27 protein-coding genes and 1 other RNA gene are annotated in these 25,408 nt (G+C 66.1%); 16 read left to right on the top strand and 12 right to left on the bottom strand.

Translation table 11 applies throughout. From position 1 onward, the window contains the following. The first annotated feature begins 67 nt into the window (after positions 1-67). Complete coding sequence (gene lgt, locus AruCF_RS03140) at positions 68-856, top strand: prolipoprotein diacylglyceryl transferase (protein ID WP_049071361.1); 789 nt, start codon at positions 68-70, stop codon at positions 854-856. Here the strand turns inward: lgt and AruCF_RS03135 are convergent. From AruCF_RS03135 to AruCF_RS03120, 4 genes are all read right to left on the bottom strand, one after another. Beyond that, positions 831-1,601, bottom strand: coding sequence for an SIMPL domain-containing protein (locus tag AruCF_RS03135; protein WP_049071359.1), 771 nt, complete (start codon positions 1,599-1,601; stop codon positions 831-833). The two genes, lgt and AruCF_RS03135, sit on opposite strands and share 26 nt — an antisense overlap. A 75-nt stretch (positions 1,602-1,676) precedes the next feature. Further along, positions 1,677-1,861, bottom strand: a non-coding RNA gene (ssrS, locus tag AruCF_RS03130) — 6S RNA. 44 nt (positions 1,862-1,905) lie between these two features. Continuing rightward, complete coding sequence (locus AruCF_RS03125; RefSeq protein WP_006388757.1) at positions 1,906-2,217, bottom strand: cell division protein ZapA; 312 nt, start codon at positions 2,215-2,217, stop codon at positions 1,906-1,908. Beyond that, the gene (locus tag AruCF_RS03120) at positions 2,217-2,747 is read right to left on the bottom strand and encodes a hypothetical protein (RefSeq protein ID WP_100504555.1); all 531 of its coding nucleotides are present in this window, start codon (positions 2,745-2,747) and stop codon (positions 2,217-2,219) included. The genes AruCF_RS03125 and AruCF_RS03120 overlap by 1 nt, the downstream gene beginning before the upstream one ends. Before the next feature lie 398 nt (positions 2,748-3,145). Between AruCF_RS03120 and AruCF_RS03115 the strand changes: the two genes are divergently transcribed. The 4 genes from AruCF_RS03115 to AruCF_RS03100 all read left to right on the top strand — a co-directional run bounded on the left by AruCF_RS03115 (position 3,146) and on the right by AruCF_RS03100 (position 7,894). Further along, on the top strand, positions 3,146-3,610 hold the full coding sequence (locus AruCF_RS03115; RefSeq protein ID WP_049071356.1) for a tripartite tricarboxylate transporter TctB family protein: 465 nt from the start codon (positions 3,146-3,148) through the stop codon (positions 3,608-3,610). Positions 3,611-3,623: 13 nt separating this feature from the next. Continuing rightward, positions 3,624-5,129, top strand: coding sequence for a tripartite tricarboxylate transporter permease (locus AruCF_RS03110; RefSeq protein ID WP_049071355.1), 1,506 nt, complete (start codon positions 3,624-3,626; stop codon positions 5,127-5,129). A gap of 202 nt (positions 5,130-5,331) precedes the next feature. After that, complete coding sequence (locus AruCF_RS03105) at positions 5,332-6,936, top strand: gamma-glutamyltransferase family protein (RefSeq protein ID WP_054416340.1); 1,605 nt, start codon at positions 5,332-5,334, stop codon at positions 6,934-6,936. Between the two features lie 52 nt (positions 6,937-6,988). Continuing rightward, positions 6,989-7,894, top strand: coding sequence for an NAD(P)-dependent oxidoreductase (locus AruCF_RS03100; RefSeq protein ID WP_049071353.1), 906 nt, complete (start codon positions 6,989-6,991; stop codon positions 7,892-7,894). A gap of 49 nt (positions 7,895-7,943) precedes the next feature. Here AruCF_RS03100 and AruCF_RS03095 read toward each other — a convergent pair whose 3' ends face one another. Continuing rightward, a complete protein-coding gene (locus AruCF_RS03095) occupies positions 7,944-8,576 on the bottom strand; it encodes an FMN-dependent NADH-azoreductase (protein WP_049071352.1) in 633 nt (210 codons plus the stop codon). A 124-nt stretch (positions 8,577-8,700) separates the two neighbouring features. Between AruCF_RS03095 and AruCF_RS03090 the strand changes: the two genes are divergently transcribed. Beyond that, positions 8,701-9,642 carry a LysR family transcriptional regulator gene (locus AruCF_RS03090; protein ID WP_049071350.1) on the top strand — a complete coding sequence of 314 codons (942 nt, stop codon included), beginning with the start codon at positions 8,701-8,703 and terminating at the stop codon, positions 9,640-9,642. Here the strand turns inward: AruCF_RS03090 and AruCF_RS03085 are convergent. From AruCF_RS03085 to AruCF_RS03060, 6 genes are all read right to left on the bottom strand, one after another. Then, complete coding sequence (locus AruCF_RS03085; RefSeq protein WP_049071348.1) at positions 9,636-10,565, bottom strand: 2-hydroxyacid dehydrogenase; 930 nt, start codon at positions 10,563-10,565, stop codon at positions 9,636-9,638. The two genes, AruCF_RS03090 and AruCF_RS03085, sit on opposite strands and share 7 nt — an antisense overlap. A gap of 111 nt (positions 10,566-10,676) precedes the next feature. Further along, positions 10,677-12,200 carry a tripartite tricarboxylate transporter permease gene (locus tag AruCF_RS03080; RefSeq protein ID WP_049071345.1) on the bottom strand — a complete coding sequence of 508 codons (1,524 nt, stop codon included), beginning with the start codon at positions 12,198-12,200 and terminating at the stop codon, positions 10,677-10,679. A gap of 6 nt (positions 12,201-12,206) precedes the next feature. Continuing rightward, a complete protein-coding gene (locus AruCF_RS03075) occupies positions 12,207-12,686 on the bottom strand; it encodes a tripartite tricarboxylate transporter TctB family protein (protein WP_049071344.1) in 480 nt (159 codons plus the stop codon). 212 nt (positions 12,687-12,898) lie between these two features. After that, positions 12,899-14,431 carry a sensor histidine kinase gene (locus tag AruCF_RS03070; RefSeq protein WP_231891652.1) on the bottom strand — a complete coding sequence of 511 codons (1,533 nt, stop codon included), beginning with the start codon at positions 14,429-14,431 and terminating at the stop codon, positions 12,899-12,901. A gap of 7 nt (positions 14,432-14,438) precedes the next feature. Beyond that, positions 14,439-15,125: a response regulator gene (locus tag AruCF_RS03065; RefSeq protein WP_020925157.1), complete on the bottom strand. Its 687-nt coding sequence runs from the start codon at positions 15,123-15,125 to the stop codon at positions 14,439-14,441. Further along, on the bottom strand, positions 15,106-15,678 hold the full coding sequence (locus AruCF_RS03060; RefSeq protein WP_049071340.1) for an RNA pyrophosphohydrolase: 573 nt from the start codon (positions 15,676-15,678) through the stop codon (positions 15,106-15,108). Before AruCF_RS03060 ends, AruCF_RS03065 begins: the two co-directional genes overlap by 20 nt. Positions 15,679-15,743: 65 nt before the next feature. On the opposite strand from AruCF_RS03060, the gene AruCF_RS03055 reads away from it, so the two are divergent. From AruCF_RS03055 to AruCF_RS03010, 10 genes are all read left to right on the top strand, one after another. Further along, the gene (locus AruCF_RS03055; RefSeq protein ID WP_083036510.1) at positions 15,744-17,474 is read left to right on the top strand and encodes a proline--tRNA ligase; all 1,731 of its coding nucleotides are present in this window, start codon (positions 15,744-15,746) and stop codon (positions 17,472-17,474) included. 57 nt (positions 17,475-17,531) lie between these two features. Beyond that, complete coding sequence (ybgC, locus tag AruCF_RS03050; RefSeq protein WP_049071336.1) at positions 17,532-17,954, top strand: tol-pal system-associated acyl-CoA thioesterase; 423 nt, start codon at positions 17,532-17,534, stop codon at positions 17,952-17,954. A gap of 2 nt (positions 17,955-17,956) precedes the next feature. Further along, on the top strand, positions 17,957-18,637 hold the full coding sequence (gene tolQ / locus AruCF_RS03045; RefSeq protein WP_049071335.1) for a protein TolQ: 681 nt from the start codon (positions 17,957-17,959) through the stop codon (positions 18,635-18,637). After that, complete coding sequence (locus tag AruCF_RS03040) at positions 18,637-19,095, top strand: ExbD/TolR family protein (protein WP_006392914.1); 459 nt, start codon at positions 18,637-18,639, stop codon at positions 19,093-19,095. The genes tolQ and AruCF_RS03040 overlap by 1 nt, the downstream gene beginning before the upstream one ends. A 39-nt stretch (positions 19,096-19,134) precedes the next feature. Continuing rightward, on the top strand, positions 19,135-20,247 hold the full coding sequence (tolA, locus tag AruCF_RS03035; RefSeq protein ID WP_049071333.1) for a cell envelope integrity protein TolA: 1,113 nt from the start codon (positions 19,135-19,137) through the stop codon (positions 20,245-20,247). Between the two features lie 16 nt (positions 20,248-20,263). Continuing rightward, positions 20,264-21,586, top strand: coding sequence for a Tol-Pal system beta propeller repeat protein TolB (gene tolB / locus AruCF_RS03030; RefSeq protein ID WP_049071331.1), 1,323 nt, complete (start codon positions 20,264-20,266; stop codon positions 21,584-21,586). A gap of 31 nt (positions 21,587-21,617) precedes the next feature. Then, positions 21,618-22,118, top strand: a complete 501-nt coding sequence (gene pal, locus AruCF_RS03025) for a peptidoglycan-associated lipoprotein Pal (RefSeq protein ID WP_006388738.1) — start codon at positions 21,618-21,620, stop codon at positions 22,116-22,118. 86 nt (positions 22,119-22,204) lie between these two features. After that, on the top strand, positions 22,205-22,897 hold the full coding sequence (gene ybgF / locus AruCF_RS03020) for a tol-pal system protein YbgF (RefSeq protein ID WP_049071329.1): 693 nt from the start codon (positions 22,205-22,207) through the stop codon (positions 22,895-22,897). Next, a complete protein-coding gene (locus AruCF_RS03015; RefSeq protein ID WP_049071327.1) occupies positions 22,897-23,940 on the top strand; it encodes a FecCD family ABC transporter permease in 1,044 nt (347 codons plus the stop codon). The genes ybgF and AruCF_RS03015 overlap by 1 nt, the downstream gene beginning before the upstream one ends. Then, entirely contained in the window at positions 23,937-24,740 is an 804-nt protein-coding gene (locus AruCF_RS03010) for an ABC transporter ATP-binding protein (protein WP_049071325.1), read from the top strand. Before AruCF_RS03015 ends, AruCF_RS03010 begins: the two co-directional genes overlap by 4 nt. A 54-nt stretch (positions 24,741-24,794) precedes the next feature. Here the strand turns inward: AruCF_RS03010 and AruCF_RS03005 are convergent, their stop codons facing one another. Further along, complete coding sequence (locus AruCF_RS03005; RefSeq protein ID WP_049071322.1) at positions 24,795-25,292, bottom strand: YbaK/EbsC family protein; 498 nt, start codon at positions 25,290-25,292, stop codon at positions 24,795-24,797. Between the last annotated feature and the right edge of the window lie 116 nt (positions 25,293-25,408).

Raw genomic sequence — 25,408 nt, 5'->3', positions numbered from 1 at the left:
CTTGCATGTCGATCTACCGCGGGGCTCGCCGGTTATTATCATTCAACTTCATTGTGTCGGGCGGAACATGCTGCAATATCCAAAATTCGACCCCGTTGCCCTGCAGATCGGGCCCCTGTCCATCCATTGGTACGGGCTGATGTACCTGGTGGGCTTCGCGCTGGTATACGTGCTGGGCCGGCGCCGCATCACGCGCGGCCACACCACTTCCCTGAACGTGCGCGACCTGGAGGATCTGATCTTCTACAGCGTGCTGGGCGTGGTGCTGGGCGGACGGCTGGGCTATGTGCTGTTCTACAAGCCGAGCTATTACCTGGCGCATCCGCTGGAAGTGGCCTACCTGTGGGAAGGCGGCATGTCGTTCCACGGCGGGCTGATCGGCGTGATCCTGGTGATGCTGCTGTTCGCCCGCAAGAAGGGCCTGCCCTTCTTCGCCGTCAGCGATTTCATCGCGCCGCTGATCCCGCTGGGGCTGGGCTTTGGCCGACTGGGCAATTTCATCAATGGCGAGTTGTGGGGCCGCCCCACCGACGTGCCGTGGGCGATGGTGTTCCCGAGCAGCGGCGACGGCATAGCGCGCCATCCGTCCCAACTGTATGAGCTGGGGCTGGAAGGCATCGTGCTGTTCGCGCTGATGTGGTGGTTTTCGAGCAAGCCGCGCCCCCTGGGCCAGGTGAGCGCGGTATTCCTGATGGGCTACGGAACGTTCCGTTTTCTGGTGGAATTCACCCGCGAGCCGGACAACTTCCTGGGCCTGCTCGCGGGCGGGTTGAGCATGGGACAATGGCTGTCCCTGCCGATGGTCGCCCTGGGCGCCATCATGTTCGTGCTTACTGCAAAACGATCGTCCCGTTGACCGAAATGCTGACCGTGACGTCCCCTGCTTCCAGGGGGACGTCCGCGCTGTAGCCTGCGCCGCCGGAGGCGTCCTTGGCCATGGCGCCCATCATGCGCGGCATCGGCGTGACGCCGCCGGCGCCGCCGAGTTCGAGCTTGCTCAGTCGGTAGCCCGAAAAACCGAAGGCGTTGGCCGCGGCCAGCGCGCGATCCTTGAAGGCCTGCGCGGCTTCCTTGAGCAGCTTGCGCTCCTCGGCCTCGCGCACCTCGCGCGACAGCGAGAAGCTGATGTTGGAAATGGCGGTCTTGTCGGACAGCTTCGAGGCCAGCGCGGCGGCGGCGGCAAAATCCTTCGATTCCAGGATGATCTCACCCTGGCCACGCCAAGTGGTGCTGGTCTTGCCCTTGCTGCTGCTGGTGGAATTGGGCCAGACGTTGAAGCTGCCGGTGCGCACGTCGACGCCCTTGGTGTCGCGCGCGCGCTTGGCCACGTCGTCCAGCATCTCGGTCAGCTTCTTGCCGGCGGTGGGCTGATCCGCCGCTTCGGTCTCGGCCGACAGCGAGATGCGCACCGTGTCCTGCTTGACCTCGGACGAGGCGGTGGCCTGCAACGTCAGTTCCGGCGACCGGTTGGCGGCGGATTCCGCCGTGGCGGGAGCCGTCGTCGGTGCCTGCGCAAAAACAGGCTGCGCCAGCGAGAGAGCGGCCACGGCCGCGCACGCCGCGCCAAGTTTGGTCAGCGAAAAAACGGGGGATTTCGACATGGACTGGTCCTATGAGGGAGGACGATGGGGGAGGCGCCCGGCGCGGACCTGCGCTCGTGGCAGGTCCGCTGGGATAGATGCCCCGCCTGTGCCGTCAAGGCCGGCATCTCGAACCCTGAGGTTCAAGGTGGTCGCGTTCCGAAGAGCGTCGGGTTCGTCTACGAGAGACAATCGCTCCAGCTCTGCACTCCCGCAACCAATATGCCATAAGACATAGGTTCAGAGAATGTATGGCCAGGTCACGGACACGGCAGGGACAAACTGAAAAACTTGAAAAAACCTGGGTGAAAACCGCTTATGAACGTCAGAGCAGCTTTTCTTGCCCTGACAGCGCGTCGTCTAGGACTGCGTTCATGTCCTCGATTCTACGCTTGAAGTCGCCGACCGCCAAACCGCCCAGCGGACCATCGGGCGCCTTCATGGCGAGCAGCTCGCCCGCAACCTGCAACGCGGCCATCACCGCGATGCGTTCGTTGCTGGAAACCTTGCCGGTGCCCTGGATGCGCAGCATGAGCTGGTCGACGTGGCGCACGGCAGCCAGCAGCGTGGGCTTTTCTTCGGCCGAGCACGCCAGCGAGTAGTCGCGCCCGAGGATCGTTACATCTACGCGTTCCATCAGTGTTGCTCTCCGGACGGCGCACCCGGCAGACGGGCCAGGACGGCGTCGATGCGCTCGCGGGCCGCGGCGGCGGCCACGCGCAGGCGCTGTAGTTCGGTGTCGCGGCTTTGCAGGTTGCCCTGCAGTTCGGTTTCGCGGGCGGAGAACCGCGCCTCGAGCGACTGGCGTTCGGCGGCTTCGCGAGCGAGCTGTTCGCGCAAGGCCACTTCGGCCTTCTGCGCCTGCTCCAGCATCGCGGTGACGGCGCCGTCGTTGTCCTGCAATTTGGCCTGCAGGGCGGCAATATCGGCGTCGCGGTCGGCGGCGCGTTGCTTGAGCGCGCGCGTCTCCGCTTCGGTTTCGTTCAGGCGGGCGCGCAATGCGTCACGCTCGGCATGAAGTTGCCGGGTGCGTTGCACCAGTTGCCCGATACGGGCGGCGAGTTGGTCTAGGTCTTGCAGCATGGGCGCTATCGTAAACCATCCAGGTGGGAATCGGGCCGCTTCACGCAAGGTGAGAAACACGGCAATATTCAGTAGGAAATGCAGCGGCATGGCCGGCGGCGGGCAACATACCTGATCAGGCACAACTAGAAAAGTCCCGCGCGCCCGGCAAGCGGCAGGTCACGCGAACCTGCTTTCGCATTTCTTTCTATCAACTTTCACTTAGCTTTCAAACAGCCCTCAATCTGCCCGCCCCGTTACATCTGGGGATCGGGAGTTCCCCAATTTTAGGGAAAACCCCAGGCTTTCACCTAGCTTACAGGGTTTGCATCGCTGCAGGCGTCCATTACCATTCGCCCTTTCAAGAAGCCACGCCGAAGCTTTCAGAAGAACACCGGGCACCGAGTCGTGCCTTTTTTGTGCCTGTCACATGGCTTTCCGGCAGCCGGGGCAGATCACAAACCTCTTTTTATCTACATGCTGTAAACAGGAGCCAACCAATCATGCAGCTACGCAATCGACAGGACTTCTGGTCGGGGGTGATGTTCATCGCCCTTGGACTGGGATTCGCCTGGCAAGCCAGCAGCTACCAAATGGGTACTGCCGCCCGTATGGGCCCCGGGTATTTTCCTTTCTGGCTGGGCATTGTCCTCGCATTGCTGGGTGCCATCGTGCTGCTTGGCTCGATGTCGAAGAAGGCCCAGGAAACCCACGTCGACAAGTTCGACTGGCGCATCGTGTTCCTCGTGGTCGGATCCGTGGTCGTCTACGGCCTGGTCCTGAAACTGCTGGGTATCTATATCTCGGTGTTCCTGCTGGTGGTGCTCAGCAGCCTGGCCAGCCACGAGTTCAGCCTCAAGGTCGCCGTCGCCAACGGCATCTTCCTGGTGGTGTTCTCGTATCTGGCGTTCGTCAAGGGGCTGGGGCTGATTTTCCCGCTGTGGCCGTCGTTTCTGGGCATGAACTGAGGAGCTACCGGTCATGGAATTGTTTGACAACCTGATGTTGGGTTTCTCGGTGGCGTTCACGCCCGAGAACCTGTTGTACGCGCTGCTGGGCTGCGTTCTGGGTACGCTGATCGGCGTGCTGCCGGGCATCGGCCCGGTCCCGACCATTGCGATGCTGCTGCCGATCACGTACGTGCTGCCGCCGGTGGCCGGCCTGATCATGCTGGCGGGTATCTACTACGGCGCTCAGTACGGTGGTTCGACCACGGCCATCCTGGTGGCATTGCCCGGGGAAACGTCCGCGGTGGTGACCGTGCTGGACGGTCACCAGATGGCCCGTAACGGCCGTGCCGGCGCCGCGCTGGCCATCGCCGCCCTGGGTTCGTTCTTCGCCGGTTGCGTGGCCACGCTGCTGCTGGCCGCCTTCGCGCCCCCGCTGGCAGAAGTCGCTTTCAAGTTCGGCCCCGCCGAGTACTTCTCGCTGATGTGCCTGGGCCTGGTCGGCGCCGTGGTGCTGGCCTCGGGTTCGCTGCCCAAGGCGATCGCGATGATCATCCTGGGTCTGCTGCTGGGCATGGTCGGCACCGACGTCAACTCGGGCGTGGCCCGCTTCGACTTCGGCGTGCCGGAACTGCAGGACGGCATCGACTTCGCCATCGTGGCCATGGGCGTGTTCGGCTTCGCCGAAATCATGACCAACCTGGAGCAGAAGGAAAACCGCGTCGACATCACCGACAAGATCGGCTCGCTGTACCCGAACAAGCAGGAATTCAAGGAATCCGCGCCCGCCGTGCTGCGTGGCACGGCCCTGGGTTCGGCCCTGGGCATCCTGCCGGGCGGCGGCGCGGTGCTGTCGTCGTTCGCGTCGTACACGCTGGAAAAGAAGATCTCCAAGAATCCGCAACGCTTCGGCAAGGGCCACCCGGCCGGCCTGGCGGGCCCCGAATCGGCCAACAACGCGGCCGCGCAGACCTCGTTCATCCCGCTGCTGACCCTGGGTATCCCGGGCAACGCCGTGATGGCGCTGATGGTCGGCGCGATGACGATCCACAACATCCAGCCCGGCCCGCAAGTGATGACGAGCCACCCCGAGCTGTTCTGGGGCCTGATCGCCTCGATGTGGATCGGCAACCTGATGCTGGTGGTGCTGAACCTGCCGCTGATCGGCCTGTGGGTCAAGCTGCTCAAGGTGCCCTACCGCATCCTGTTCCCGGCGATCCTGGTGTTCTGCACGATCGGTGTGTACTCGCTCAACTACAACTCGTTCGACATCTTCACGACGGCCATGTTCGGCGTCGTGGGCTATGTCTGGTCGAAGCTGAAGTGCGAAGGCGCGCCGCTGCTGCTGGGCCTGGTGCTCGGCCCCATGATGGAAGAGAACTTCCGTCGCGCCCTGCTGCTGTCGCGCGGCGACTTCAGCACCTTCGTGACGCGTCCGCTGTCGGCCTCGCTGCTGGCCGTGGCGGTGTTCCTGGTGATCCTGGTGGCCCTGCCGGCGATCCGCAAGAAGCGCGAAGAGACTTTCGTCGAAGAAGACTGAGGACGGCGCCGCCGCATTGCTCGGCGGTTTCGCTCCCGCCCAAACCCCCGGCTTGCCGGGGGTTTTTCTTTGGCCGCGCGGTTGCGCCTGCGCCGAGCGCGCACCGCGCTAGAAACCAGTTGCTACAACTCAATACAGGGTGTGGATGCAAACGCCGGCATCTACGTTAAGCTACGGGTTTACCCCCACGCGATGATTCGAGATGAATTTCGACTGGAACAACCCCTATCCCACAACGCGCACGCCGGTCTTCGCCCGCAACATCGTGGCCACTTCGCAGCCGCTGGCGGCGCAGGCCGGGCTGCGCGTATTGGCCGGTGGCGGCAACGCGGTGGATGCGGCCATCGCCGCGGCCGCGACGCTGACGCTGACCGAACCCGTCAGCAATGGCCTGGGATCGGATTGCTTCGCCATCGTCTGGGACGGCTCCAAGCTGCATGGCCTGAACGCCTCGGGGCCGGCGCCCGCCGCCTGGAGTCCGGACTATTTCCGCCGCCGGCACCAGGGCGCGATTCCGACCCGCGGTTGGGACAGCGTCACGGTGCCGGGCTGCGTGGCCGGTTGGGCCGCGCTGCATGAAAAACTGGGCCGCCTGTCGTTCGCCGACGTGCTGGCGCCCGCCATCGACTATGCCGAGCGCGGCTTCGCCGTCAGCCCCATGGTGCACCAGAAGTGGGCCGCACAGGCCGACGTGCTGCAGCCGCAACCCGGTTTCGCCGAACACTTCCTGCCGCGGGGCCGGGCGCCGCACATCGGCGAGCACTTCACGCTGAAAGGCGCCGCGGCGACGCTCAAGCGCATCGCCGCCAGCGGCGGCCGCGATTTCTACGAAGGCGAAACGGCCCACAAGCTGGTGGCCCATGCGCAGGCCCACGAGGCCGCCATGACGCTGGCCGACCTGCGCGACTACGCGCCGGAATGGGTGACGCCCGTCAGCCAGGCGTATCGCGGGCATACGCTGCACCAGATTCCGCCGAACGGCCAGGGCATCGCCGCCCTCATCGCGCTCGGGATCCTGCAGAACTTCGACCTGGCGGCGCGGCCGATCGATCATCCCGACACCCAGCACCTGCTGCTCGAGGCCATGAAGCTGGCCTTCGCCGATGTCTATGCGCACGTCGCGGACGCGCGCCACATGCGCGTGACGCCCGAACAGATGCTGCGCGCCGACTACCTGGCCGAACGCGCGCGGCTGATCGATCCGAATGTCGCCCAGGCATTCGCCTGCGGTCATGCGCCGCAGGGCGGCACGGTCTACCTGACTGCCGCCGACCGCAGTGGCATGATGGTCAGCTTCATCCAATCGAACTACATGGGGTTCGGTTCAGGCGTGGTTGTGCCGGGCACCGGCGTCAGCCTGCAGAACCGCGGCCATTGCTTCAGCACCGAAGCCGACCACCCCAACGCGGTGGCGGGTGGCAAGCGCCCCTTCCACACCATCATCCCGGGCTTCCTGATGCGCGACGGCGCGCCGGTCATGAGTTTCGGCGTGATGGGCGGCAACATGCAGCCGCAAGGCCAGGTGCAGACGCTGGTGCGCATGCTCGACTACGGCCAGCAGCCGCAGGCCGCTTGCGACGCGCCGCGCTGGAAATGGAACCAGGGGCTGGCGGTGGATGTGGAGCCCTCGATATCCGCCGCCGTGGCGCAAGGCCTGCGCGCCCGCGGCCACGTGCTCGAAGGCATCGACGACCCGTACATGGATTTCGGTTCCGGCCAGTTCATCTGGCGCCTGGGCGACCCGGCGGTGGATGGCTACGTCAGCGCCAGCGACAGCCGTCGCGACGGACTCGCCGCCGGCTTTTGATTGCGTTAAGGTTACTGCCTCAGGTTTTCCTTTCCACAGCGGAGTCCCCTGCATGGCATCGATCGGTACCAAGAGCTACGACGCAGTCGTGGCCCAGAAAGTCGCATTCCTCGGATTGGGCGTGATGGGCCTGCCCATGGCCGGCCACCTGGCCCGCGCCGGGCACGACGTCACCGTCTACAACCGCACGCCGTCCAAGGCGCAGGCCTGGGCCGCCGAGTTCGGTGGCCGCAGCGCCGTGACGCCGCGCGAGGCCGTGGCCGGCGCGCAGATCGTGTTTGCCTGCGTCGGCAATGACGACGACCTGCGCAGCGTGACGCTGGGCCCTGATGGCGCGTTCGCGGGCATGGCGCCGGGCGCGGTGTTCGTGGACCACACCACCGCCTCGGCCGACGTGGCGCGCGAGCTGTACGCGCAAGCCAAGGACCTGGGCCTGAATTTCATCGATGCGCCGGTATCCGGCGGCCAGGCCGGCGCGGTCAACGGCGTGCTGACGGTCATGTGTGGCGGCGAGCAGGCGGTGTTCGATGCGGTCAAGCCGGTGGCGCAGGCCTTCGGCCGCGCCGTCACGCGCGTGGGCCCGCCGGGCGCCGGACAACTGGCCAAGATGGTCAATCAGATCTGTATCGCCGGCATCGTGCAGGGCTTGTCCGAAGCCGTGGCGTTCGGCCAGGCGGCCGACCTCGACATGAAACTGGTGCTGGATGTGATCAGCAAGGGCGCGGCGCAGAGCTGGCAGATGGAGAACCGCGGCGGCACCATGGTCGACGACAAGTTCGACTTCGGCTTCGCGGTGGACTGGATGCGCAAGGATCTCGGCCTGGTGCTGGCCGAGGCGCGCCACAACGGCGCCCGACTGCCACTGACGGCGCTGGTGGATCAGTTCTATGGCGACGTGCAGAAAATGGGCGGCGGCCGCTGGGATACGTCCAGCCTGATCAAGCGCCTGCGCGATTGACCGACAGTCTGACAAAAAAAGCGGCCCCGAGGGGCCGCTTTTCATTGCGTCATGCGGCCTGCAGCGCACTCCGCGCCGGGGCCAGGTCGAGGGCGTCGATGCGCTGGCGCGCCAGCGCCACGCCTTCGAGCGCCGCGACTTCGCCCATGGCCATGCCTTCGGCGGCGATGAAGGTGACCTCGTTCATGCCCAGGAAGCCCAGCATCTGCCGCAGGTACGGCGTCATGGTGTCGTTGGGGGTGCCTTCGGCCTTGCCGCCACGCGCCGTCAGCACGAACACCTGCTTACCCTTCACCAACCCCTCCGCCACGCCTTCCGGCGTATAACGGAACGTGACGCCGGCCCGGGCCACGTGATCCAGATAGCTCTTGAGCTGGGCCGGCAGGGTGAAGTTGTATACCGGCACCGCGAACACGATGCGGTCGGCCTGCAGCAGTTCCGCGATCAGGGCGTCACTGCGTTCGACGATGCGCTGCTGCTCCAGGGTGCGCGCATCGGCGGGCGTGAACAGCGCGCCGGCGGTGGCGCCGTCAAAGTACGGCAACGGCTCGGCGCCGATATCACGGGTGGTGATAACAGCGGCGGGGTCGGCCTGCTTGATGCGGGCCACCATGTGATCGGCCAGCTCCTTGCTGTGCGAGCGGTTGCCGAGAATCGAGGACAGGATGACGAGGGTCTTCATAACGTGATCTCCAGTGCGGACCGCGAAAAGCGCGGGTCTTGAGTGCATGGCTTCACTGTAGATCGCTTAATTGATCACATAAACCCGGGTATGATGAACTGTTCGTTCCAAGCATAGAACAATCATGCAAGATCTAAATGACCTCTATTATTTTTCCCAAGTCGTAGAGCAAGGCGGCTTCAGCGCGGCGGCGCGGGCCCTGGATATCCCCAAATCCCGCCTGTCGCGCCGTATTTCCCACCTGGAGGAAAGCCTGGGCGTGCGGCTCCTGCACCGCACCACGCGGCGCCTGCGCCTGACCGCCGCCGGGGAACGCTATCTGCACTACTGCCGCGAGATGGCTGCCTCGGCCCGCGCGGCCGACGACGCAATGCGCCAGTTGCAGGCCGAACCCACCGGGCCGGTGGTGGTGAGCTGCCCGGTCTCGATCGCGCAGGACGTGCTGGCGCCGCTGCTGCCGGAATTCCTGGACGCCTGGCCGGCCATTTCGGTCCAGCTGCTGGTGACCAACCGCCGGGTGGACCTGATCCGCGAAGGGGTCGACCTGGCGCTGCGGGTGCGCACCAAGCTCGATACCGACGCCGAACTGGTGGTGCGCCACCTGGGCACGGCGCGCGGCACGCTGGTGGCCAGCCCGGCCTACATCCAGCGCCACGGCGCGCCCGACACGCCGCAGGACCTGGCCTCGCACACCACCCTGAGCTTCAGCGACCCGCAAAACGAAGTGCGTTGGCCGCTGCGCAACGACAAGGGCGAAGAGGTTCATATCGAACTCAAGCCGCAGTTGTCGTGCAACGACTTCATCGTGCTGGTGGAGGCCGCCGTGCGCGGCCGCGGCATCGCGCTGCTGCCGTCGATCGCGACCCAGGAGGAACTGCGCCGCGGCCAACTGGTGCCGGTCCTGCCGCAGTGGCAGTCGCCGGAAGGCATCGTCCACTGCATCTATCCGTCGCGGCGCGGCATGATGCCGGCGGTGCGCACCTTGCTGGATTTTCTGTCGCAGCGCCTGCCCCCCACCTACCAGCGGCTGGAGAAGCAAGGCGCCGCGGCGCCTGCCGCTCAGTAGCCGCGCTCGCGCTCGACCACGCCGGTGATGGGCTCGCCGCGCATCAGCCGGGCGACCTTGCCGGCAATCTGCTCGATGCTTTCGTCGCGCAGCGTGCGGGCGGCGATGTGCGGCGTGACATGCACGCGCGGATCGCGCCAGAACGGATGGTCCTTGGGCAGCGGCTCGGTATGGAACACGTCGAGCGTCGCGCCGGCGATCTCGCCCTCTTCCAGCATCCGCACCAGGTCTTCCTCGACCAGGTGTTCACCACGGCCGACGTTGACCAGATGCGCCTCGGGCAGCAGTTGGCCGAGCGTGTCGCGGTTGAGGATGCCACGGGTGTCGGGCGTGAGCGGCAGCACGTTCACCAGGAAGCGGGTGCGCGCCAGGAAGGCCGGCAACGCGTCCTGCCCGGAGAAGGACTCCACGCCGGGGATCTCGCGCGGCGTGCGCGACCAGCCCGCCACCGGATAACCGAACTCGGCCAGCGTCTGCGCCACGCGCGCGCCCACCTGGCCCAGGCCCAGCACGCCCACCGGCCAATCGGCCTGGCGCGTGCCTTCGCGGGTATCCCAGTGCTGGCGCGCCTGTGATTCGTCGAAGGCCTGGAAGTCGCGCGACACGCGCAGCAGCGCGTACAGGGCGTACTCGGCCATCTGCACCGACATGCCCGCGTCCTCGAGGCGGACGATGCGCACGTGCGGCGGGATTTCCTTCATCTTGAGCAAGGCATCCACGCCCGCGCCCAAATTGAACAGCGTCTCGATGCGGGCCTCGTGCCGGAACAGTTCCACAGGGGGTTTCCACACCAGGGCGACCTCGGCGCCGGAGGGCGGGCCATCGGGATTCCAGACGGAGATGCGACAGCCGGGCATGGCGGCTTGCAGGCGCGGAACCCAGACGTCGGGGTCGTGCAGGGGGCAGGCGAAAAGGATATGCATGGCTAGATCCGGACGGGCTCGGGAAATCGCAAGCATGGGGGAAGACGGCGCACAAATCAAACGGCCCGGCATGAAAGCCGGGCCGTGTCTGCACGCGGAACGCGAGGCCGGTCAGGCGGCTTGCGTCACTTGCGGCTTGTTCTTGTTCTTGCCGCGGCGCAGGAAGGCCCACACCTGCAGCAGGATCAGCAGTGCGCTGGCGCCGATGAACCAGGCGCTGATCGGACGTTCGACGAACACCGCCAGGTCACCGCGCGACAACAACAAGGCGCGACGGAAGTTCTCTTCGACCATGGGCCCCAGCACGAAGCCGAGCAGGATCGGCGCGACCGAGAATTCCAGCGTCATCAGGACGGCGCCGATCACGCCGAAAGCCAGCACTTCCCAGATCTGGAAGAGGCTGTTCTGGGTACTGAACACGCCCACCGCGATGAAGAACAGCGCCGACGGGAACAGGTAGCGGTAAGGCACCTGCAACAGCTTGACCCAGACGCCGATCAGCGGCACGTTGAGCACCATCAGCAGCACGTTGCCGACCCAGAAGCTGGCGATCAGGCCCCAGAAGATGTCCGGATGCTCGGTGATCAGCTGCGGGCCGGGCTGGATGCCCTGGATCAGCAGCGCGCCCAGGATCAGCGCCATCACCGCGTCGCCGGGGATGCCCAGGCTCATCGTGGGGATGAAGTCGACCTGCGTCTTCGAGTGCGACGAGGCTTCGGGCGAGGCCACGCCGGCGATCATGCCGGTGCCGAACTTCTCGGGCGTCTTGGAAATCTTGCGTTCCAGCGCGTAGGCAACGAAGGTGGTGATGGTCGGGCCGGTGCCGGGCATGGCGCCGAACAGCGTGCCCACGGCGGTGCCGCGCACCATGGGCCAGAAGGCCGTCTTCAGTTCCTGCTTGCTGGGACGCATGTCGCGCAGGCGCAGCTTGGCGCCGCTGCCGATGATGGTCATGCGATTGACGCTCATCAGGAAGTCGGCCACGCCGAACAGGCCCATCGAGATCGCCACCAGTTCCAGGCCGTCGGACAGGTCGAGCAGGCCGAACGAGAAGCGGATGGTGCCGGTGTTCACGTCGGTGCCGACCACGCCGCACATCAGGCCGAACAGCGTCATGGCCACGCCCTTGAGCGGCGAACCGCGCGACATGGTGGCGCCGGCCAGCAGGCCCAGCAGCATGATCGAGAAGATCTCGGTCGGGCCGAACTTGAAGGCGACTTCGACCAGCAGCGGCGAGGCGAAGATCATGACGATGATGCCGACCGAGGCCGCGAAGAACGAGCAGATCATCGTAATGCCGAGCGCCGTTCCTCCCTTGCCCTGTTTGGTCAATGGATACCCGTCAAGGCACGTCACCGCGTGCGGCGGGTGCGAAGGCAGGTTGAGCAGGATGGCGCCGATGGCGCCGCCGTATTGCGAGCCGTAGAAAATACCGGCCAGCATCAGGATGGCGGGCACCGGCTGCATCACGTAGGTCAGCGGCAGCAGGATCGAGATGGCCGACAGCGCGCCCATGCCGGGCAGCACGCCGATGAGGTTGCCCACCAGCACGCCGAAGAACGACCACATCAGGTTGTGGAGCTGGAACGCGACGCCGAAGCCGTACCAGAGGTCGGTTAGAGCTTGAGAAATCATGGCGCATCAACCCCAGCGAAACAGCGGCAGCTGCAGTTGCAGCGCCCACCAGAAAACCACCACCGCGATCACGGACATGCCGACCGACAGCACGAATGCCTGCTTGACCGTGTTCTTGCGGTCGCCCAGGGCGGAGATGAAGACAATGGCAAACGTGGCGGGCAGCAGGCCGCCATAGTGGCCCAGCAGCAGGAACGCGAGCGTACCCAGCAGGATGCAGACGCTGCCGCGCAGATCGGGCAGGCCATGCGCATGGCCGTCACCCGGGGCGGGTGGCGTGGATTCGCCGGAACGCGCCGAGATGGCGATCAGGATTCCCGTCAACGCCAGCAGGCCGCCCAATGCCGCGGGGAAGAACCCCGGACCCATGTGGCTGAGCGTTCCGATGTGATAGTCCGTACCACCGTAGATCGCCCCCAATCCGATAAGGACCATCAGCGCGCCGCCGTAATAGTCCTTTCTATTAATTGTTTTTTGCACTTCCATCCTCCTGAAGCAGGGCCGTGCCGGCCCTCGGGATGGCGCCAAGAGCGTGCGCCATCCGGCTCTTTACAACAAGCCGGCTGGCAGATTACGGAAGGAAGCTGCTAATCCGCTTTCTATGCGCTGCCGCAATCCTGAATCCGGGGGTTATCCCTGATGGAAAACGGTGTGATGCGCAATGCGGACTAGGAGGAAGGAATGAAAGCTTCGCGGAATTATTGTTCGCCGGTGAACTCGACGTCGGCGGGCCGCGGATACTGCGACACGGTCGTCGCCAGCGGCAGCCACAGCACCGAGGCCAGGCCCACGCCCCCCTGCGCATTGGGCTCGCCGTCGCGCAGTTCGATATCGCCGTCGTTGCGCCGCGCATAGGCGCGGGCGATGGCCAGCCCCAGGCCCGACCCCGATGAGGCCACCGGCTTGTCGGTGCCGACGCGCTCGAAGCGGGCGAAGGCGCGGGCGCGCAGCATCGGTTCCAGGCCGGGGCCGTTGTCGGACACGGCGACCTCGACCCGGTCGCCGAGCCGGCTGACCGAGACGGTGATGCGGGCGCCGACCGACGCGTAGTGGATGGCGTTGTGCACCAGGTTGGACAGCGCCTCGTGCAGCTCGGCCTCGTTGCCGGACACCGGGGCGTCGATTTCCTGGCCTTGTCCGTTGGCGGCCTGCACCCAGCCAAGGTCCTGCTGTTTTTCGTGCGCCAGCGGCAAGTATTGCAACACCACTTCGCGCGAGACCGCGTTCATGTCGAGCAACTGGCGCGGCAACGGGTCCGCCTGGTTGGCGTGCGCCAGCGACAGCAATTGCTCGGTCAGGCGGCGGGTGCGCCCCAGCTGATCGACGATGGCGCGCAAGCCTTCCTGGGCGCGCGCCGGATCGCGTTCGCGCAGGGCGTATTGCGCCTGGGTCAGCATGATGGCCAGCGGCGTACGCAACTGGTGCGAGGCGTCAGCCAGGAAATGCGATTGTTCTTCGAGGACGCGGCGATAGCGGGCGATGTGGTGGTTGACGGCATCGACCAGCGGCGCCACTTCGCTGGGCACGCGCGAGGCGTCGAGCGGCGTCAGGTCATCGGGCCGGCGGTTGCGGATGTCGGCGCGCAGGCGGCGCAGCGGCTTCAAGGCCCAGGACACGCCCCACCAGACCAGCAGCACGACCAGCGCCAGCATGCGCGCATCACGCAGGATTTCCTGGCGCCGGGCGTTGTTCTCGGCCTCGATACGCTTGCCGGTGCTTTCGGCGACCAGCACCAGCACCTGACGGTGCGCGCCCTGGTAATACAGGTCGCGCACCAGCGACACTACCCGCACCGGGTCATTGCGATAGACCCCGTCATAGAACACCGGCAGGCCATTGGAACGGGGCCAGGTCGGCGGGCGCGGCAGGTCCGGCATGCCCAGCAGCGTCTTGCCCTGTTCGGCCGGCACCGGGGAATCGTCAGGCAGCGGCGGATCGATCTGCTCGATGCGGAAATACTTGCGCAGCCCGGCGCGCGACTCCAGCATGACCTGGGCGTACAGCGGCGTGGCCACCTGCAGCGCGCCGTCGGGCGTGAATTCCAGGCTGCTTTCGAGCACGCGGGCGGGCTCGACCAGGGCGCTGTCGTAGGCCTCGTTGGTGATCTCGGACAGGGTGCGGTAGTCGTTCAGGCTGTCGATGACCAGCAGCGCCACCACGCCGGGCAGCAGCAGGATGATCAACAGGGCGCGAATGCCGACCCGCGGCAACCCAGGGATCCGGAGGCTCACGAGGGTGTCAGGAGTCGGCGGCTTCGCTGGCGACGCTTTCCAGCATGTAGCCGAGCCCGCGCACGGTGACGATGCGCACGTCGCTGCCGGCGAGCTTCTTGCGCAGGCGGTGCAGCACCACCTCGATGGCGTCGGGGTTGGCCTCGCTGTCGTGGGTGAAGACCTTGCCGAACAGCTGCGACTTGTCCACCGGATAGCCGCTGCGGGTCAGCAGCGCCGCCAGGGCGGCGTGCTCGCGCGGGGTCAGGAACAACAGCGAGCCGTCGAGCGTGAAGGCGCGGCTCTCGCTGTCGTAGGACAGCGAGCCGCACTGCAGGCGCGGGTGCTGGCGGCCGCGGCTGCGGCGCACCAGCGCGGTCAGGCGGGCTTCCAGTTCTTCCAGCGCGAACGGCTTGGTGAGGAAATCGTCGGCGCCCAGGTTCAGGCCGCGCACGCGGTCCTGCAGCGCGCCCTGGGCGGTCAGCAGCAGCACCGGGGTGCGGTCGTCGCGGTTGCGCATCTCGCGCAGCACCACCAGGCCATGCTTGTCGGGCAGGCGCAGGTCCATGACGATGGCATCGTATTCGGTGCCCGCCATGAAGGCTTCGGCCGTGCGGGCATCGGCCGCGTGATCCGGCACGAACCCGCTCTGCGCGAGCGCGCGCATCAGCCAGGACGCCATGTCCCGTTCATCTTCAACCAACAATATGCGCATGACCGTCCGTTCCTTCGGGCAAGTTCTCTGCCGTCCGCTGCCCATGCACGCGCTGACGCAGGTAGCGGGTTTCGTGATGACGCCGAAAGAGGATTGCCGACAACTCGTTCAACGCCTGGGTATAGACGTCCCGCTTGAACTCGATCACGGCATCCAGCGGCACCCAGTACTGGCTCCAGCGCCAGGCGTCGAATTCCGGATGCTGCGTCGCGCGCAGGCAAACGTCGCTGTCACGTCCCACCAGGCGCAACAAGAACCAAATCTGTTTTTGTCCTTTATAGTGGCCACGCCACTCACGCCGGACGAAGTGATCGGGCACGTTATAACGTAACCAATCGCGTGTACGCCCCAAAATACGGACATGCTCGGGCTTCAGGCCCACCTCTTCATGGAGCTCGCGATACATGGCCTGCACCGGGCTTTCGCCGTACTTGATGCCGCCCTGCGGGAACTGCCAGGCATGTTCCCTGATACGCTTGCCCCAAAAGACCTCGTTTCGACCGTTGACGAGAATGATGCCGACATTGGGGCGGTAGCCTTCGCGGTCAAGCATGGGCCACCCCCACCGAATTCAATACAATTACAGTCGATTATACGTATCTGCTGCCACCTTTAAACATGCGCGCATCCAACTACCACATCAACACCCTCAAAGAAGCCCCTTCCGAAGCCGAAGTCGCCAGCCACCAGCTGATGACCCGGGCCGGCATGATCCGCAAGCTCGCGGGCGGCATCTACACCTACATGCCCCTGGGCCTGAAGATCATCCGCAAGGTCGAGGCCATCGTCCGCGAGGAAATGAACGCCTCGGGCGCGATCGAGCTGCTGATGCCGGTGGTCCAGCCGGCCGAGCTCTGGATGGAATCGGGCCGCTGGGAGCAATACGGCGCGGAACTCCTGCGCATCAAGGACCGGCACCAGCGCGATTTCGTGCTGCAGCCGACCTCGGAAGAGGTGATCACCGACATCGCCCGCAACGAGATCCACAGCTATCGTCAGCTGCCGCTGAATTTCTATCACATCCAGACCAAGTTCCGGGACGAGCGCCGCCCCCGCTTCGGCCTGATGCGCGGCCGTGAATTCACCATGAAGGACGCCTACTCCTTCGACCGCGACGAAGCCGGCGCCCAGAAGAGCTACGACACCATGTACGCCGCCTACATGCGCATCTTCGGCCGCCTGGGCCTGGAATTCCGCGCCGTGGCGGCCGACACGGGCTCCATTGGCGGCACCCGCAGCCATGAATACCAGGTGATCGCCGACACCGGCGAAGACCTGCTGGTCTACAACGCCGATTCCGACTACGCCGCCAACATCGAGCTGGCCGAGGCCCCCAGCCTGTACGCCGAACGCGGCGCGGCCACCCAGCCCATGGCCGACGTGGCCACCCCGGGCGCCGCCAAGTGCGAAGACGTGGCCCGCCTATTGGACCTGCCGCTGGAACGCACGGTGAAGTCGATCGTCCTGGCCACCGACGGCGACAAGGGCAAGGTCGATATCTGGCTGCTGCTGCTGCGCGGCGACCACGAACTGAACGAGATCAAGGCCAGCAAGCTGCCCGGCCTGGCAGGCTTCCGCTTCGCCACCGAAAGCGAAATCGTCGAGCATTTCGGCTGCAAGCCCGGCTACCTGGGCCCGGTGCGCACCGCGCGCCCGGTGCACGTCATCGCCGACCGCACCGTGGCCAACATGGCCGATTTCGTCTGCGGCGCCAACCGCGAAGACTTCCACATCCAGGGGGTGAACTGGGGCCGCGACCTGCCCGAGCCCGAGCAAGTGGCCGACCTGCGCAACGTGGTGGCCGGCGACCCCTCGCCGGACGGCAAGGGCACGCTGTCGATCCAGCGCGGCATCGAGGTCGGACACGTTTTCTACCTGGGTAAAAAGTACTCCGAAGCCCTCAAGGCCACCTTCCTGGACGAGACCGGCAAGCCGGCCGTCCTGGAGATGGGCTGCTACGGCATCGGCATCACCCGGATCGTCGGCGCGGCCATCGAACAGAACCACGACGACCGCGGCATCATCTGGCCGCGCGCCATCGCGCCGTTCGAAGTGGTGATCTGCCCGGTGGGCTGGGGCAAAAGCGAAACCGTGCGTAACACCTCCTTGAAGCTGTACGAATCGCTGCTGGCGCGCGGCGTGGACGTCATCCTGGACGACCGCGATGCCCGCCCCGGCGTGATGTTCGCCGAGTGGGAATTGATCGGCGCGCCGCTCCGTGTAACAGTTGGAGAACGCGGTCTGAACGACGGTGTGGTGGAATTGCAGGCCCGTCGGGAAACCGAAGCGGCCAAGATTCCGGTAGAGTCCGCGCTTGAAGCCGTGCTGACGAAACTCGACACGCTGTAAACCTTATAGCAACTACGGACTTTTCGCGTCCCGACCCGCATCATCGAAACCCGCATCGTGACCGATCCGAAGTCCCCCGAATCCCGCCTGCAGGTCCGTGTCTACTATGAAGACACGGACGCGGGCGGGGTGGTTTTCTACGCCAACTACTTGAAATTCCTGGAACGCGCCCGCACCGAGTGGCTGCGCGACCTGGGAGTCAACCAATCCGGCCTGGCCGCCAGCGAGCAACGGCTGTTCGTCGTCCGCTCGCTGGACATGTCCTATCGCAAGCCGGCCAGACTGGACGATTTGCTTACCATACGCAGCCGGGTCACACGACTGGGCCGCGCTTCGATACACTTCGCGCAGCGCGCAGAACGGGACGGGGAACTGCTTGCCGAAGGCAATATCCAAGTCTGCTGCGTCGATGCCGTCAACATGCGGCCGGTGGAACTGCCGGCCGACGTCCGCGCCAAACTGGAATCAATTCAGGAATAACCATGCAAGCCACCAACGACATGTCGTTGCTTTCGTTGATTTCGCACGCCAGCGTGCCGGTCCAGCTGATCATGCTGATGCTCCTGGGCATCTCGATCATGTCCTGGACCTACATCTTCGCCAAGCGGCTGGCCATCAAGCGCGCCCACGCCCAGACCCGCCGCTTCGAGGATGATTTCTGGTCGGGCGGCGACCTGTCCATGCTGCAGCAGGCCGTGGCCTCGCGCCGCGACGAGCAAGGCGCCCTGGCCCGCATCTTCGACGCCGGCATGACCGAATTCCTGAAAGCCCGCCGCGGCAGCGCCAGCACGGACGCCACCGCCCTGCTCGACGGCCCGCGCCGCGCCATGCGCGCCGCCTACCAGCGCGAAATGGATGCGCTGGAATCGCACCTGAACTTCCTGGCTTCGGCCGGCTCCGTTTCACCCTACATCGGCCTGCTGGGCACGGTCTGGGGCATCATGCACGCCTTCATCGGCCTGTCGAACATGCAGCAGGCCACGCTGGCCTCGGTGGCTCCGGGCATCGCCGAAGCGCTGATCGCCACCGCCATCGGCCTGTTCGCCGCCATTCCCGCGGTGGTTGCCTACAACCGCTTCACCAACGACATCGACCGCATCTCGATCCGCTTCGACAGTTTCGTCGATGAGTTCCTGAACATTCTGCAACGGCAGGTGCGCTAATGCCCTCGGTAAGCTCGCGCGGCAGATCCGGCCGCCGCATGAAAGCCGACATCAACGTGGTGCCCTACATCGACGTGATGCTGGTGCTGCTGGTCATCTTCATGGTGACCGCGCCGCTGATCACGCCCGGCCTGATCCAGTTGCCCTCGGTGGGCGCGGCGTCCGATGTCCCGGTCAAGCCGCTTGAAGTCCAGATTTCGGAAGACGGCAAGATCGCGCTGCGCATGCGCGAACCGGGCGCCACCCTGCAGGACATCGCCCGCCCCGAACTGGTGGCGCAGGTGCGTTCGCGCATCACCGCGGAAACCCCGGTGGTGATTGCGGCCGACGGCAAGGTGCCCTACGAGACGGTCGTGAAGGTCATGGACGAGCTGCGTACCAATGGCATCACCCGCCTGGGCCTGCTGGTGGACCAGTCCGCCGGCGGCAACCAGCCCGCTCCCGCGAAGAAACGCTAACGCGACGCCCTCCGCCGGCGCCGCCGGCTTGCAACGCTCATGACGCCACCCATCATTCGACACCACAGCGGCCCCCCGGCCACGCCGCCCAACAACGACAACCGGATCGCCCTGATCCTGGCGTTGCTGGTGCACGCGCTGCTGCTGGCCGTGTTGATCTTCAACCTGAACTGGCGCACCGAAAACCCCGGCCCGGTGGAAGTGCAACTGTGGGCCGACGGCAATTCGCCCGTCTCGCCCCCGCCGCAACCCCAGCCCGAGCCTCCCAAGCCCCAGCCCCAGCCCAAGCCGCAGCCCGAGCCGGAACCGGAAAAGAAGCCCGAGGCTCCTCCTCCGCCGCCGCCCAAGCCGGAAGCCCAGGTCCAGCCCAAGCCCGACGAAGTCGACCCTGAGATCGCCCTGCAGGAAGCCAAGAAAAAGCGCGAGCAGGAAGAAAAGGCCCGCCAGGCCGCCGAAGCGGCCAAGGAGAAGGCGCGCCTGGAAGAAGAGCGCAAGCAGGCCGAACTGAAGGAAAAGAAGCGCCTCGAACAGGAACGCCAGGCGGCCGAGAAAGCCGCGGCCGACAAGGCGGCGGCGGAAAAGGCCGCTGCCGAGAAGGCCGCTGCCGAGAAGGCGGCCGCCGAGAAGAAGGCCAAGGAAGACGCCGCCAAGAAGGCTGCCGCTGACAAGGCTGCCGCCGACAAGGCCGCGGCGGAAAAGGCGGCAGCCGAGAAAGCCGCCGCTGAAAAGGCCGCGGCCGAAAAGAAGGCCAAGGAAGAGGCCGCCAAGAAGGCCGCCGCCGACAAGGCCCTCAAGGATGCGTTCCGCAACGACGCCCTGGGCGCGGCCGGCATCCCGGGCGGCACCGCCGACCGCAACCAGGCCGGTGGCGGGCGCGACAGCGGCTATGGCGCCAAGGTGCGCGCCTGCGTGCAGCCCGGCGTGGCCTACCCGCCGCCGCCGCGCAGCGGATCGGACAATCCGACGGCCCAATACCGGGTACAGTTAGGTTCTGACGGGAAGGTTAACGGGGTCACGTTGACCAGTTCTTCCGGCAACCCGGGCTTCGACCGCGCGGTCGAGACCGGCATCCGCCGTTGCAACCCCTTCCCCAAGCCTTCTACCGGCCGCTACGAGCCCATCATTGACGTTGTGTACAGAATGTATGATTGACAGGAGATTGCTGATTATGACTCCCGCCCATAGCCGACGAGCTTCCCCCCTCGTTCTCTGGCGATCGTATGGATTCGGCCTGTTGCTGCTGGCGCTTGCCTGCCTGATGGCCATCAAGCCCGCCCAGGCCCAGCTGCGTGTCGATATCTCCGGCACCGGCGCCACCCAATATCCCGTCGCCATCGCCGATTTCGCGGTGGACGACACCCATGGCCGCGCCCTGGCCGACGTGATCCGCGCCGACCTGACCCGTACCGGCCAGTTCCGCCTCATCAACGCCGCAGGGTCTGGCCTGAACGTCGATTCGCCCATCGCCCATGACGACTGGCGCGCCAAGGGCGCCGACTTCATCGCCTATGGCAGCATCGTGCGCGGCAACGACGGCCGCTACGACGTGCGCTACCGCTTGGCGGACACGGTCAAGAAGGGCCAGCTGGATGGCGTCGCATTCTCCGGCACCGAGCAGGAACTGCGCCGCGTCGCCCACCAGATCGCCGACCGCATCTATGAAAAGATCACCGGCGTGCGCGGCGTGTTCTCGACCCGCATCGCCTACGTGCTCAAGCAAGGCGCCACCTATGAACTGCAGGTGGCGGACGCCGATGGCCAGAATCCGCAGGTCGCCCTGCGCTCGCGCGAGCCGATCATTTCGCCGTCCTGGTCGCCCGATGGCTCCAAGCTGGCGTACGTGAGCTTCGAATCCGGCAAGCCGGTGGTGTACGTGCACACGCTGGCCACCAGCGCCCGCGTGCCGGTCGCCAACTTCAAGGGCAACAACAGCGCCCCCGGCTGGTCGCCCGACGGCACCCAGCTGGCCGTGGCCCTGACGCGTGACGGTCTGTCGCAAATTTACATCGTTAGCGCGGCCGGCGGCTCGAATATGAAGCGAGTTACGCGTTCTCCCGGGATTGACACCGAGCCGAGCTTTACGCCGGACGGCCGTTCCATTATCTTTACCAGTGACCGCAGCGGCGGGCCGCAGATTTACCAAACCGGCCTGGACGGTGGCGATGCTCGCCGCCTCACGTTTAATGGTGGTTACAACATCTCACCCCGAATTTCCCCCGATGGATCGACGCTGCTGTACGTTGCCAGACGCGACGGCGCGTTCCGTATCGCATCGTTGAACCTGTCCTCCGGCTCGGAGAACTTGTTGACCGATGGTCGTGACGATCAGTCGCCAAGCTTCGCGCCGAACGGCATGCAAGTCCTCTACGCCGCGATCCAAAACGGACGTAGCGTGCTTGCAGGTGTTTCGAGCGATGGTCGCGTACGGCAGACGCTTTCGGTACTGAACGGGGAAATACGTGAACCGACTTGGGGCCCATTTACCCGATAACACGTGTGACTCTCTTTGCAAAGGAACTATCATGAAGTCGCGCATTGCCAAAAGCCTAACCATCGCCGCTCTGGCCGCCACCCTGGCAGCTTGCAGCTCCGTCCCTCTCGACGATAAAGCGGGTCAGGGCGGAGGCGCTGGCCAAGGATCCTCGGCCTCCGGCCAGATCCTTGATCCCTTCAACCCCCAAAGCATCCTGGCGCAACAGCGCTCGGTATACTTTGACTTCGACAGCTACACGGTGTCCGACCAGTACCGCGGCTTGGTGGAAACCCACGCCCGTTACCTGGCCTCGCACCAGCAGCAGAAAATCAAGATCGAAGGCAACACCGACGAACGCGGCGGCGCCGAATACAACCTGGCCCTGGGCCAGCGCCGTGCCGACGCCGTGCGTCGCATGATGACCCTGCTGGGCGTCAGCGACAACCAGATCGAAACCATCAGCTTCGGCAAAGAAAAGCCGAAGGCGACTGGCTCGTCGGAAGCCGACTTTGCGGAAAACCGCCGCGCCGATATCGTTTATCAGCGCTAAGCTTTCCGTATAGTTAAGTGCCCCACCACGCGTCGGGACGGTCAACCGGCCGTCCCGACGTTTGTTTTTATCCCCCGGGAATTTTCATGCGCGATAACGTTCTGTCCCTGCGTCCCCTGATGGCGGCCACTGGCTTGGTGCTGGCCGCCCTGACGGCGCCCGCCCACGCTTTCTCCGATGATGAGGCCCGCAAGGCCATCCTGGATTTGCGCCAGCAGGTGCAGCAACAGAACGAGCAGAGCCAACGGGCCAAGCTGCAATTGGCCGACCAGATCCAGGCGCTGCAGCAGGAAATCGCCCAATTGCGCGACCAGCTCGAACTGGTGTCGCGCCAGCAGCCCAGCGCCAATAAGCCGGGCGGCGCGCCAGGCGGCGCCAACCCGCCGGGCGCCACGGCCGGCGACCCGCAGGAGCAGGCCGCCTACGACGGCGCCATCGACCTGTTCCGCAAGGGTCAGTACAAGGAGGCGTCCGAATCGCTGGCCGCCTTCACCGCGCTCTACCCCGCCAGCCAGCTCGCGCCCAGCGCCCAGTTCTACCTGGGCAGCAGCCGCTACGCGCTGAAGGACTTCAAGGGCGCCATCGAGCAATTGAACGCCATGGTGCAGAAGGCGCCCGACAACGCCCGCGCCCCCGACGCGCTGCTGGTGATCGCCGGCAGCCAGATCGAGATGAACAACCGCGCCGGCGCCAAGACCACGCTGCAGCGCATCGTGCGCGACTACCCGACCACGCCGGCCGCCAACACGGCCAAGAGCCGCCTGCAACTGTTGCAGTAATGGCGCGAGCCGCTTCCGCGGTCGCCGCTTACCGGCACATCCTGCGCCGCCGCGCGGGGCTCATCGCCCTGCTGCTGGCGGCGATTTGCATTGGGCTGCTGCTCGACTTCACGCTCGGCCCCTCGGGCCTGGGTTGGAGCGAGCTGTGGCGCACGCTGAGCGCGCCGGCGTCGGCCGATCCGACGCTGCGCGTGATCGTCTGGGACATCCGGCTGCCCTACGCCCTGATGGCCGCGCTGGTCGGCATGGCGCTGGGCCTGGCCGGGGCGGAAATGCAGACCATCCTGAACAATCCCCTGGCCAGCCCGTTCACGCTGGGCGTGTCGTCGGCGGCCGCCTTCGGCGCGTCGCTGGCCATCGTGCTGCACCTGGGGCTGCCCGGGATCCCCGACGGCTGGCTGATTGCCGGCAACGCCTTCCTGTTCGCCATGCTGGCGGCCCTGCTGCTGGACGGCGTGGCGCGCCGGGGCGGCATCAACACCTCGGGCGTGGTGCTGTTCGGCATCGCCATGGTGTTCACCTTCAACGCGCTGGTATCGCTGGTGCAGTTCACCGCCAGCGCCGAGGCGCTGCAGAGCCTGGTGTTCTGGACCATGGGCAGCCTGGCGCGCTCGAGCTGGACCACCGTGGCCGCCCTTGGACTGGCGTTCGCGCTGGCGCTGCCGCTGGCCATGCGCCAGTCCTGGAAACTGACCGCGCTGCGGCTGGGCGAGGAACGCGCCGCCAGTTTCGGCGTGGACGTGCGCCGCGTGCGCGTGACGGCGCTGGCGCGCGTCAGCCTGCTGTCGGCGCTGGCGGTGGCGTTCGTCGGCACCATCGGTTTCATCGGCCTGATCGCGCCCCATATCGCCCGCCGGCTGTTGGGCGAGGATCACCGCTTTTTCCTGCCGGGCAGCGCGCTGGTCGGCGGCGTCATCCTGTCGCTGGCCTCGGTGGCATCCAAGAACCTCGCGCCCGGCGTCATCGTGCCGGTCGGGATCGTCACCTCGCTGATCGGCATTCCATTCTTCGTCGCGGTGGTGCTGCGCCGGAGGCTGCCATGACGGGCGCCACGCGTGCGCCGGCGCTGGCGATCGACGGCATCAGCGCCGGCTATGGCGGCACGGACGTGCTGCACGACCTGTCCTTGCCGCGCCTGGGCGCTGGCGAGGTCACGGCCCTGCTGGGCCCCAATGGCAGCGGCAAATCGACGCTGCTCAAGGCGCTGGCGGGACTGGTGAAGGTGCGCGCCGGACGGGCGCGACTAAACGACCTGGAGCTGGCGCGGATGGATTTCGCCACCCGCGCGCGCCATCTGGTCTATCTGCCGCAAAGCCTGCCGGCCGCCGTGCACCTGCGCGTGTTCGAATCGGTGCTGGTGGCGGCCCGCGCCAGTGAGGCCGAGGGTCCGCCGACGGACCTGCACGGGATCGACCGGCTGCTGGAAAGGCTGGGCATCGGCCATCTGGCGCTGTCCTACCTGGACGCGCTGTCCGGCGGCCAGAAGCAGCTGGTGGGGCTGGCGCAGGCGCTGGTGCGGCGGCCGCGCGTGCTGCTGCTGGACGAACCGCTGTCGGCGCTGGACCTGAATTACCAGTTCCATGTGATGCGGCTGCTGAAACAGGAAACCGCCGACCACGGGCTGATCACGGTGATCGTGCTGCATGACCTGAACGTGGCGCTGCAGCACGCCGACCGGGCGGTGATGATCCATGGCGGCAGGCTGGTCGCCGCGGGCGCGCCGGCCGACGTCATCACGCCGGCCTCGCTGGCCGCCGTGTATGGCGTGCGGGGCCGGGTCGAGGCCTGCTCGCGGGGACGGCTGCAGGTGCTGATCGACGATCTGGAGGCCGATCCGCACTGACCCTGCGGCGGCGTCCGTCTGCCCGCGCCATGGCGCGGGGCTTTCCAGGCTGCGCTAGGCGCGCTGCGCCACGTCGGCGACCGGCGCGCCGGTCATGGCGGCCAATTGCCGCGGCGTCAGGTTGAAGACCGCGTGCGGGTGCCCCGCCGCCGCCCACAGGCTGTCGTACTGGAACAGGTCCTGGTCGAGCAGCATCACAGGCTTGACCGCGTGACCGATCGGGCAGACGCCGCCGATGGCGTAACCGGTCATCTCGCGCACGAACTTGGCATCGGCCTTGGCCAGCGCGCCGACCTGCTCGGCGACCTTGGACTCATCGACGCGGTTGATACCGCTGGCGATGACCAGCACCGGCGCGTCATCGGCGGCCCGGCGGAAGATGATCGACTTGGCGATCTGTGCCACCTCGCACCCCAGCCCCGCCGCCGCCTCGGCCGAGGTCTTGCCCGTCTGCGGTAGCACCACCACCGGCTTGTCATGGCCCATCTCGGCCAGCAGGCGGGCGACGCGTTGGGCGGACTCGGGAAGATCGGCGGGGGTGGCGAGCGACATCTGGCGAACTCCGTTCAGGACAAAAAGATCGGGAATCGAGTTTATCAGCCCGGCGAATGCCCCCGCCGCGGACGCGGGCGTGCCGCTGCCGCGGGAGTGAAACGGCTAGAATGCCC

This window comes from Achromobacter ruhlandii (genome assembly GCF_002082135.1).
GTDB classification, from domain to species: Bacteria; Pseudomonadota; Gammaproteobacteria; order Burkholderiales; family Burkholderiaceae_B; genus Achromobacter; species Achromobacter ruhlandii.
Note: the sequence above shows the minus strand (reverse complement) of the source record. Positions and strands in the feature narration are given on the sequence as shown.

Coding starts and splice junctions, on each gene's coding strand:
- tolB (WP_049071331.1), top strand. CDS start 20,264: ATGACTCCCGCCCATAGCCGACGAGCTTCCCCCCTCGTTCTCTGGCGA.
- tolA (WP_049071333.1), top strand. CDS start 19,135: ATGACGCCACCCATCATTCGACACCACAGCGGCCCCCCGGCCACGCCG.
- AruCF_RS03075 (WP_049071344.1), bottom strand. CDS start 12,686: ATGGAAGTGCAAAAAACAATTAATAGAAAGGACTATTACGGCGGCGCG.
- ybgF (WP_049071329.1), top strand. CDS start 22,205: ATGCGCGATAACGTTCTGTCCCTGCGTCCCCTGATGGCGGCCACTGGC.
- AruCF_RS03105 (WP_054416340.1), top strand. CDS start 5,332: ATGAATTTCGACTGGAACAACCCCTATCCCACAACGCGCACGCCGGTC.
- tolQ (WP_049071335.1), top strand. CDS start 17,957: ATGCAAGCCACCAACGACATGTCGTTGCTTTCGTTGATTTCGCACGCC.
- AruCF_RS03065 (WP_020925157.1), bottom strand. CDS start 15,125: ATGCGCATATTGTTGGTTGAAGATGAACGGGACATGGCGTCCTGGCTG.
- AruCF_RS03100 (WP_049071353.1), top strand. CDS start 6,989: ATGGCATCGATCGGTACCAAGAGCTACGACGCAGTCGTGGCCCAGAAA.
- AruCF_RS03115 (WP_049071356.1), top strand. CDS start 3,146: ATGCAGCTACGCAATCGACAGGACTTCTGGTCGGGGGTGATGTTCATC.
- lgt (WP_049071361.1), top strand. CDS start 68: ATGCTGCAATATCCAAAATTCGACCCCGTTGCCCTGCAGATCGGGCCC.
- AruCF_RS03125 (WP_006388757.1), bottom strand. CDS start 2,217: ATGGAACGCGTAGATGTAACGATCCTCGGGCGCGACTACTCGCTGGCG.
- AruCF_RS03055 (WP_083036510.1), top strand. CDS start 15,744: ATGCGCGCATCCAACTACCACATCAACACCCTCAAAGAAGCCCCTTCC.
- AruCF_RS03090 (WP_049071350.1), top strand. CDS start 8,701: ATGCAAGATCTAAATGACCTCTATTATTTTTCCCAAGTCGTAGAGCAA.
- AruCF_RS03135 (WP_049071359.1), bottom strand. CDS start 1,601: ATGTCGAAATCCCCCGTTTTTTCGCTGACCAAACTTGGCGCGGCGTGC.
- AruCF_RS03080 (WP_049071345.1), bottom strand. CDS start 12,200: ATGATTTCTCAAGCTCTAACCGACCTCTGGTACGGCTTCGGCGTCGCG.
- AruCF_RS03005 (WP_049071322.1), bottom strand. CDS start 25,292: ATGTCGCTCGCCACCCCCGCCGATCTTCCCGAGTCCGCCCAACGCGTC.
- AruCF_RS03095 (WP_049071352.1), bottom strand. CDS start 8,576: ATGAAGACCCTCGTCATCCTGTCCTCGATTCTCGGCAACCGCTCGCAC.
- AruCF_RS03015 (WP_049071327.1), top strand. CDS start 22,897: ATGGCGCGAGCCGCTTCCGCGGTCGCCGCTTACCGGCACATCCTGCGC.
- AruCF_RS03060 (WP_049071340.1), bottom strand. CDS start 15,678: ATGCTTGACCGCGAAGGCTACCGCCCCAATGTCGGCATCATTCTCGTC.
- AruCF_RS03010 (WP_049071325.1), top strand. CDS start 23,937: ATGACGGGCGCCACGCGTGCGCCGGCGCTGGCGATCGACGGCATCAGC.
- AruCF_RS03040 (WP_006392914.1), top strand. CDS start 18,637: ATGCCCTCGGTAAGCTCGCGCGGCAGATCCGGCCGCCGCATGAAAGCC.
- AruCF_RS03085 (WP_049071348.1), bottom strand. CDS start 10,565: ATGCATATCCTTTTCGCCTGCCCCCTGCACGACCCCGACGTCTGGGTT.
- AruCF_RS03110 (WP_049071355.1), top strand. CDS start 3,624: ATGGAATTGTTTGACAACCTGATGTTGGGTTTCTCGGTGGCGTTCACG.
- pal (WP_006388738.1), top strand. CDS start 21,618: ATGAAGTCGCGCATTGCCAAAAGCCTAACCATCGCCGCTCTGGCCGCC.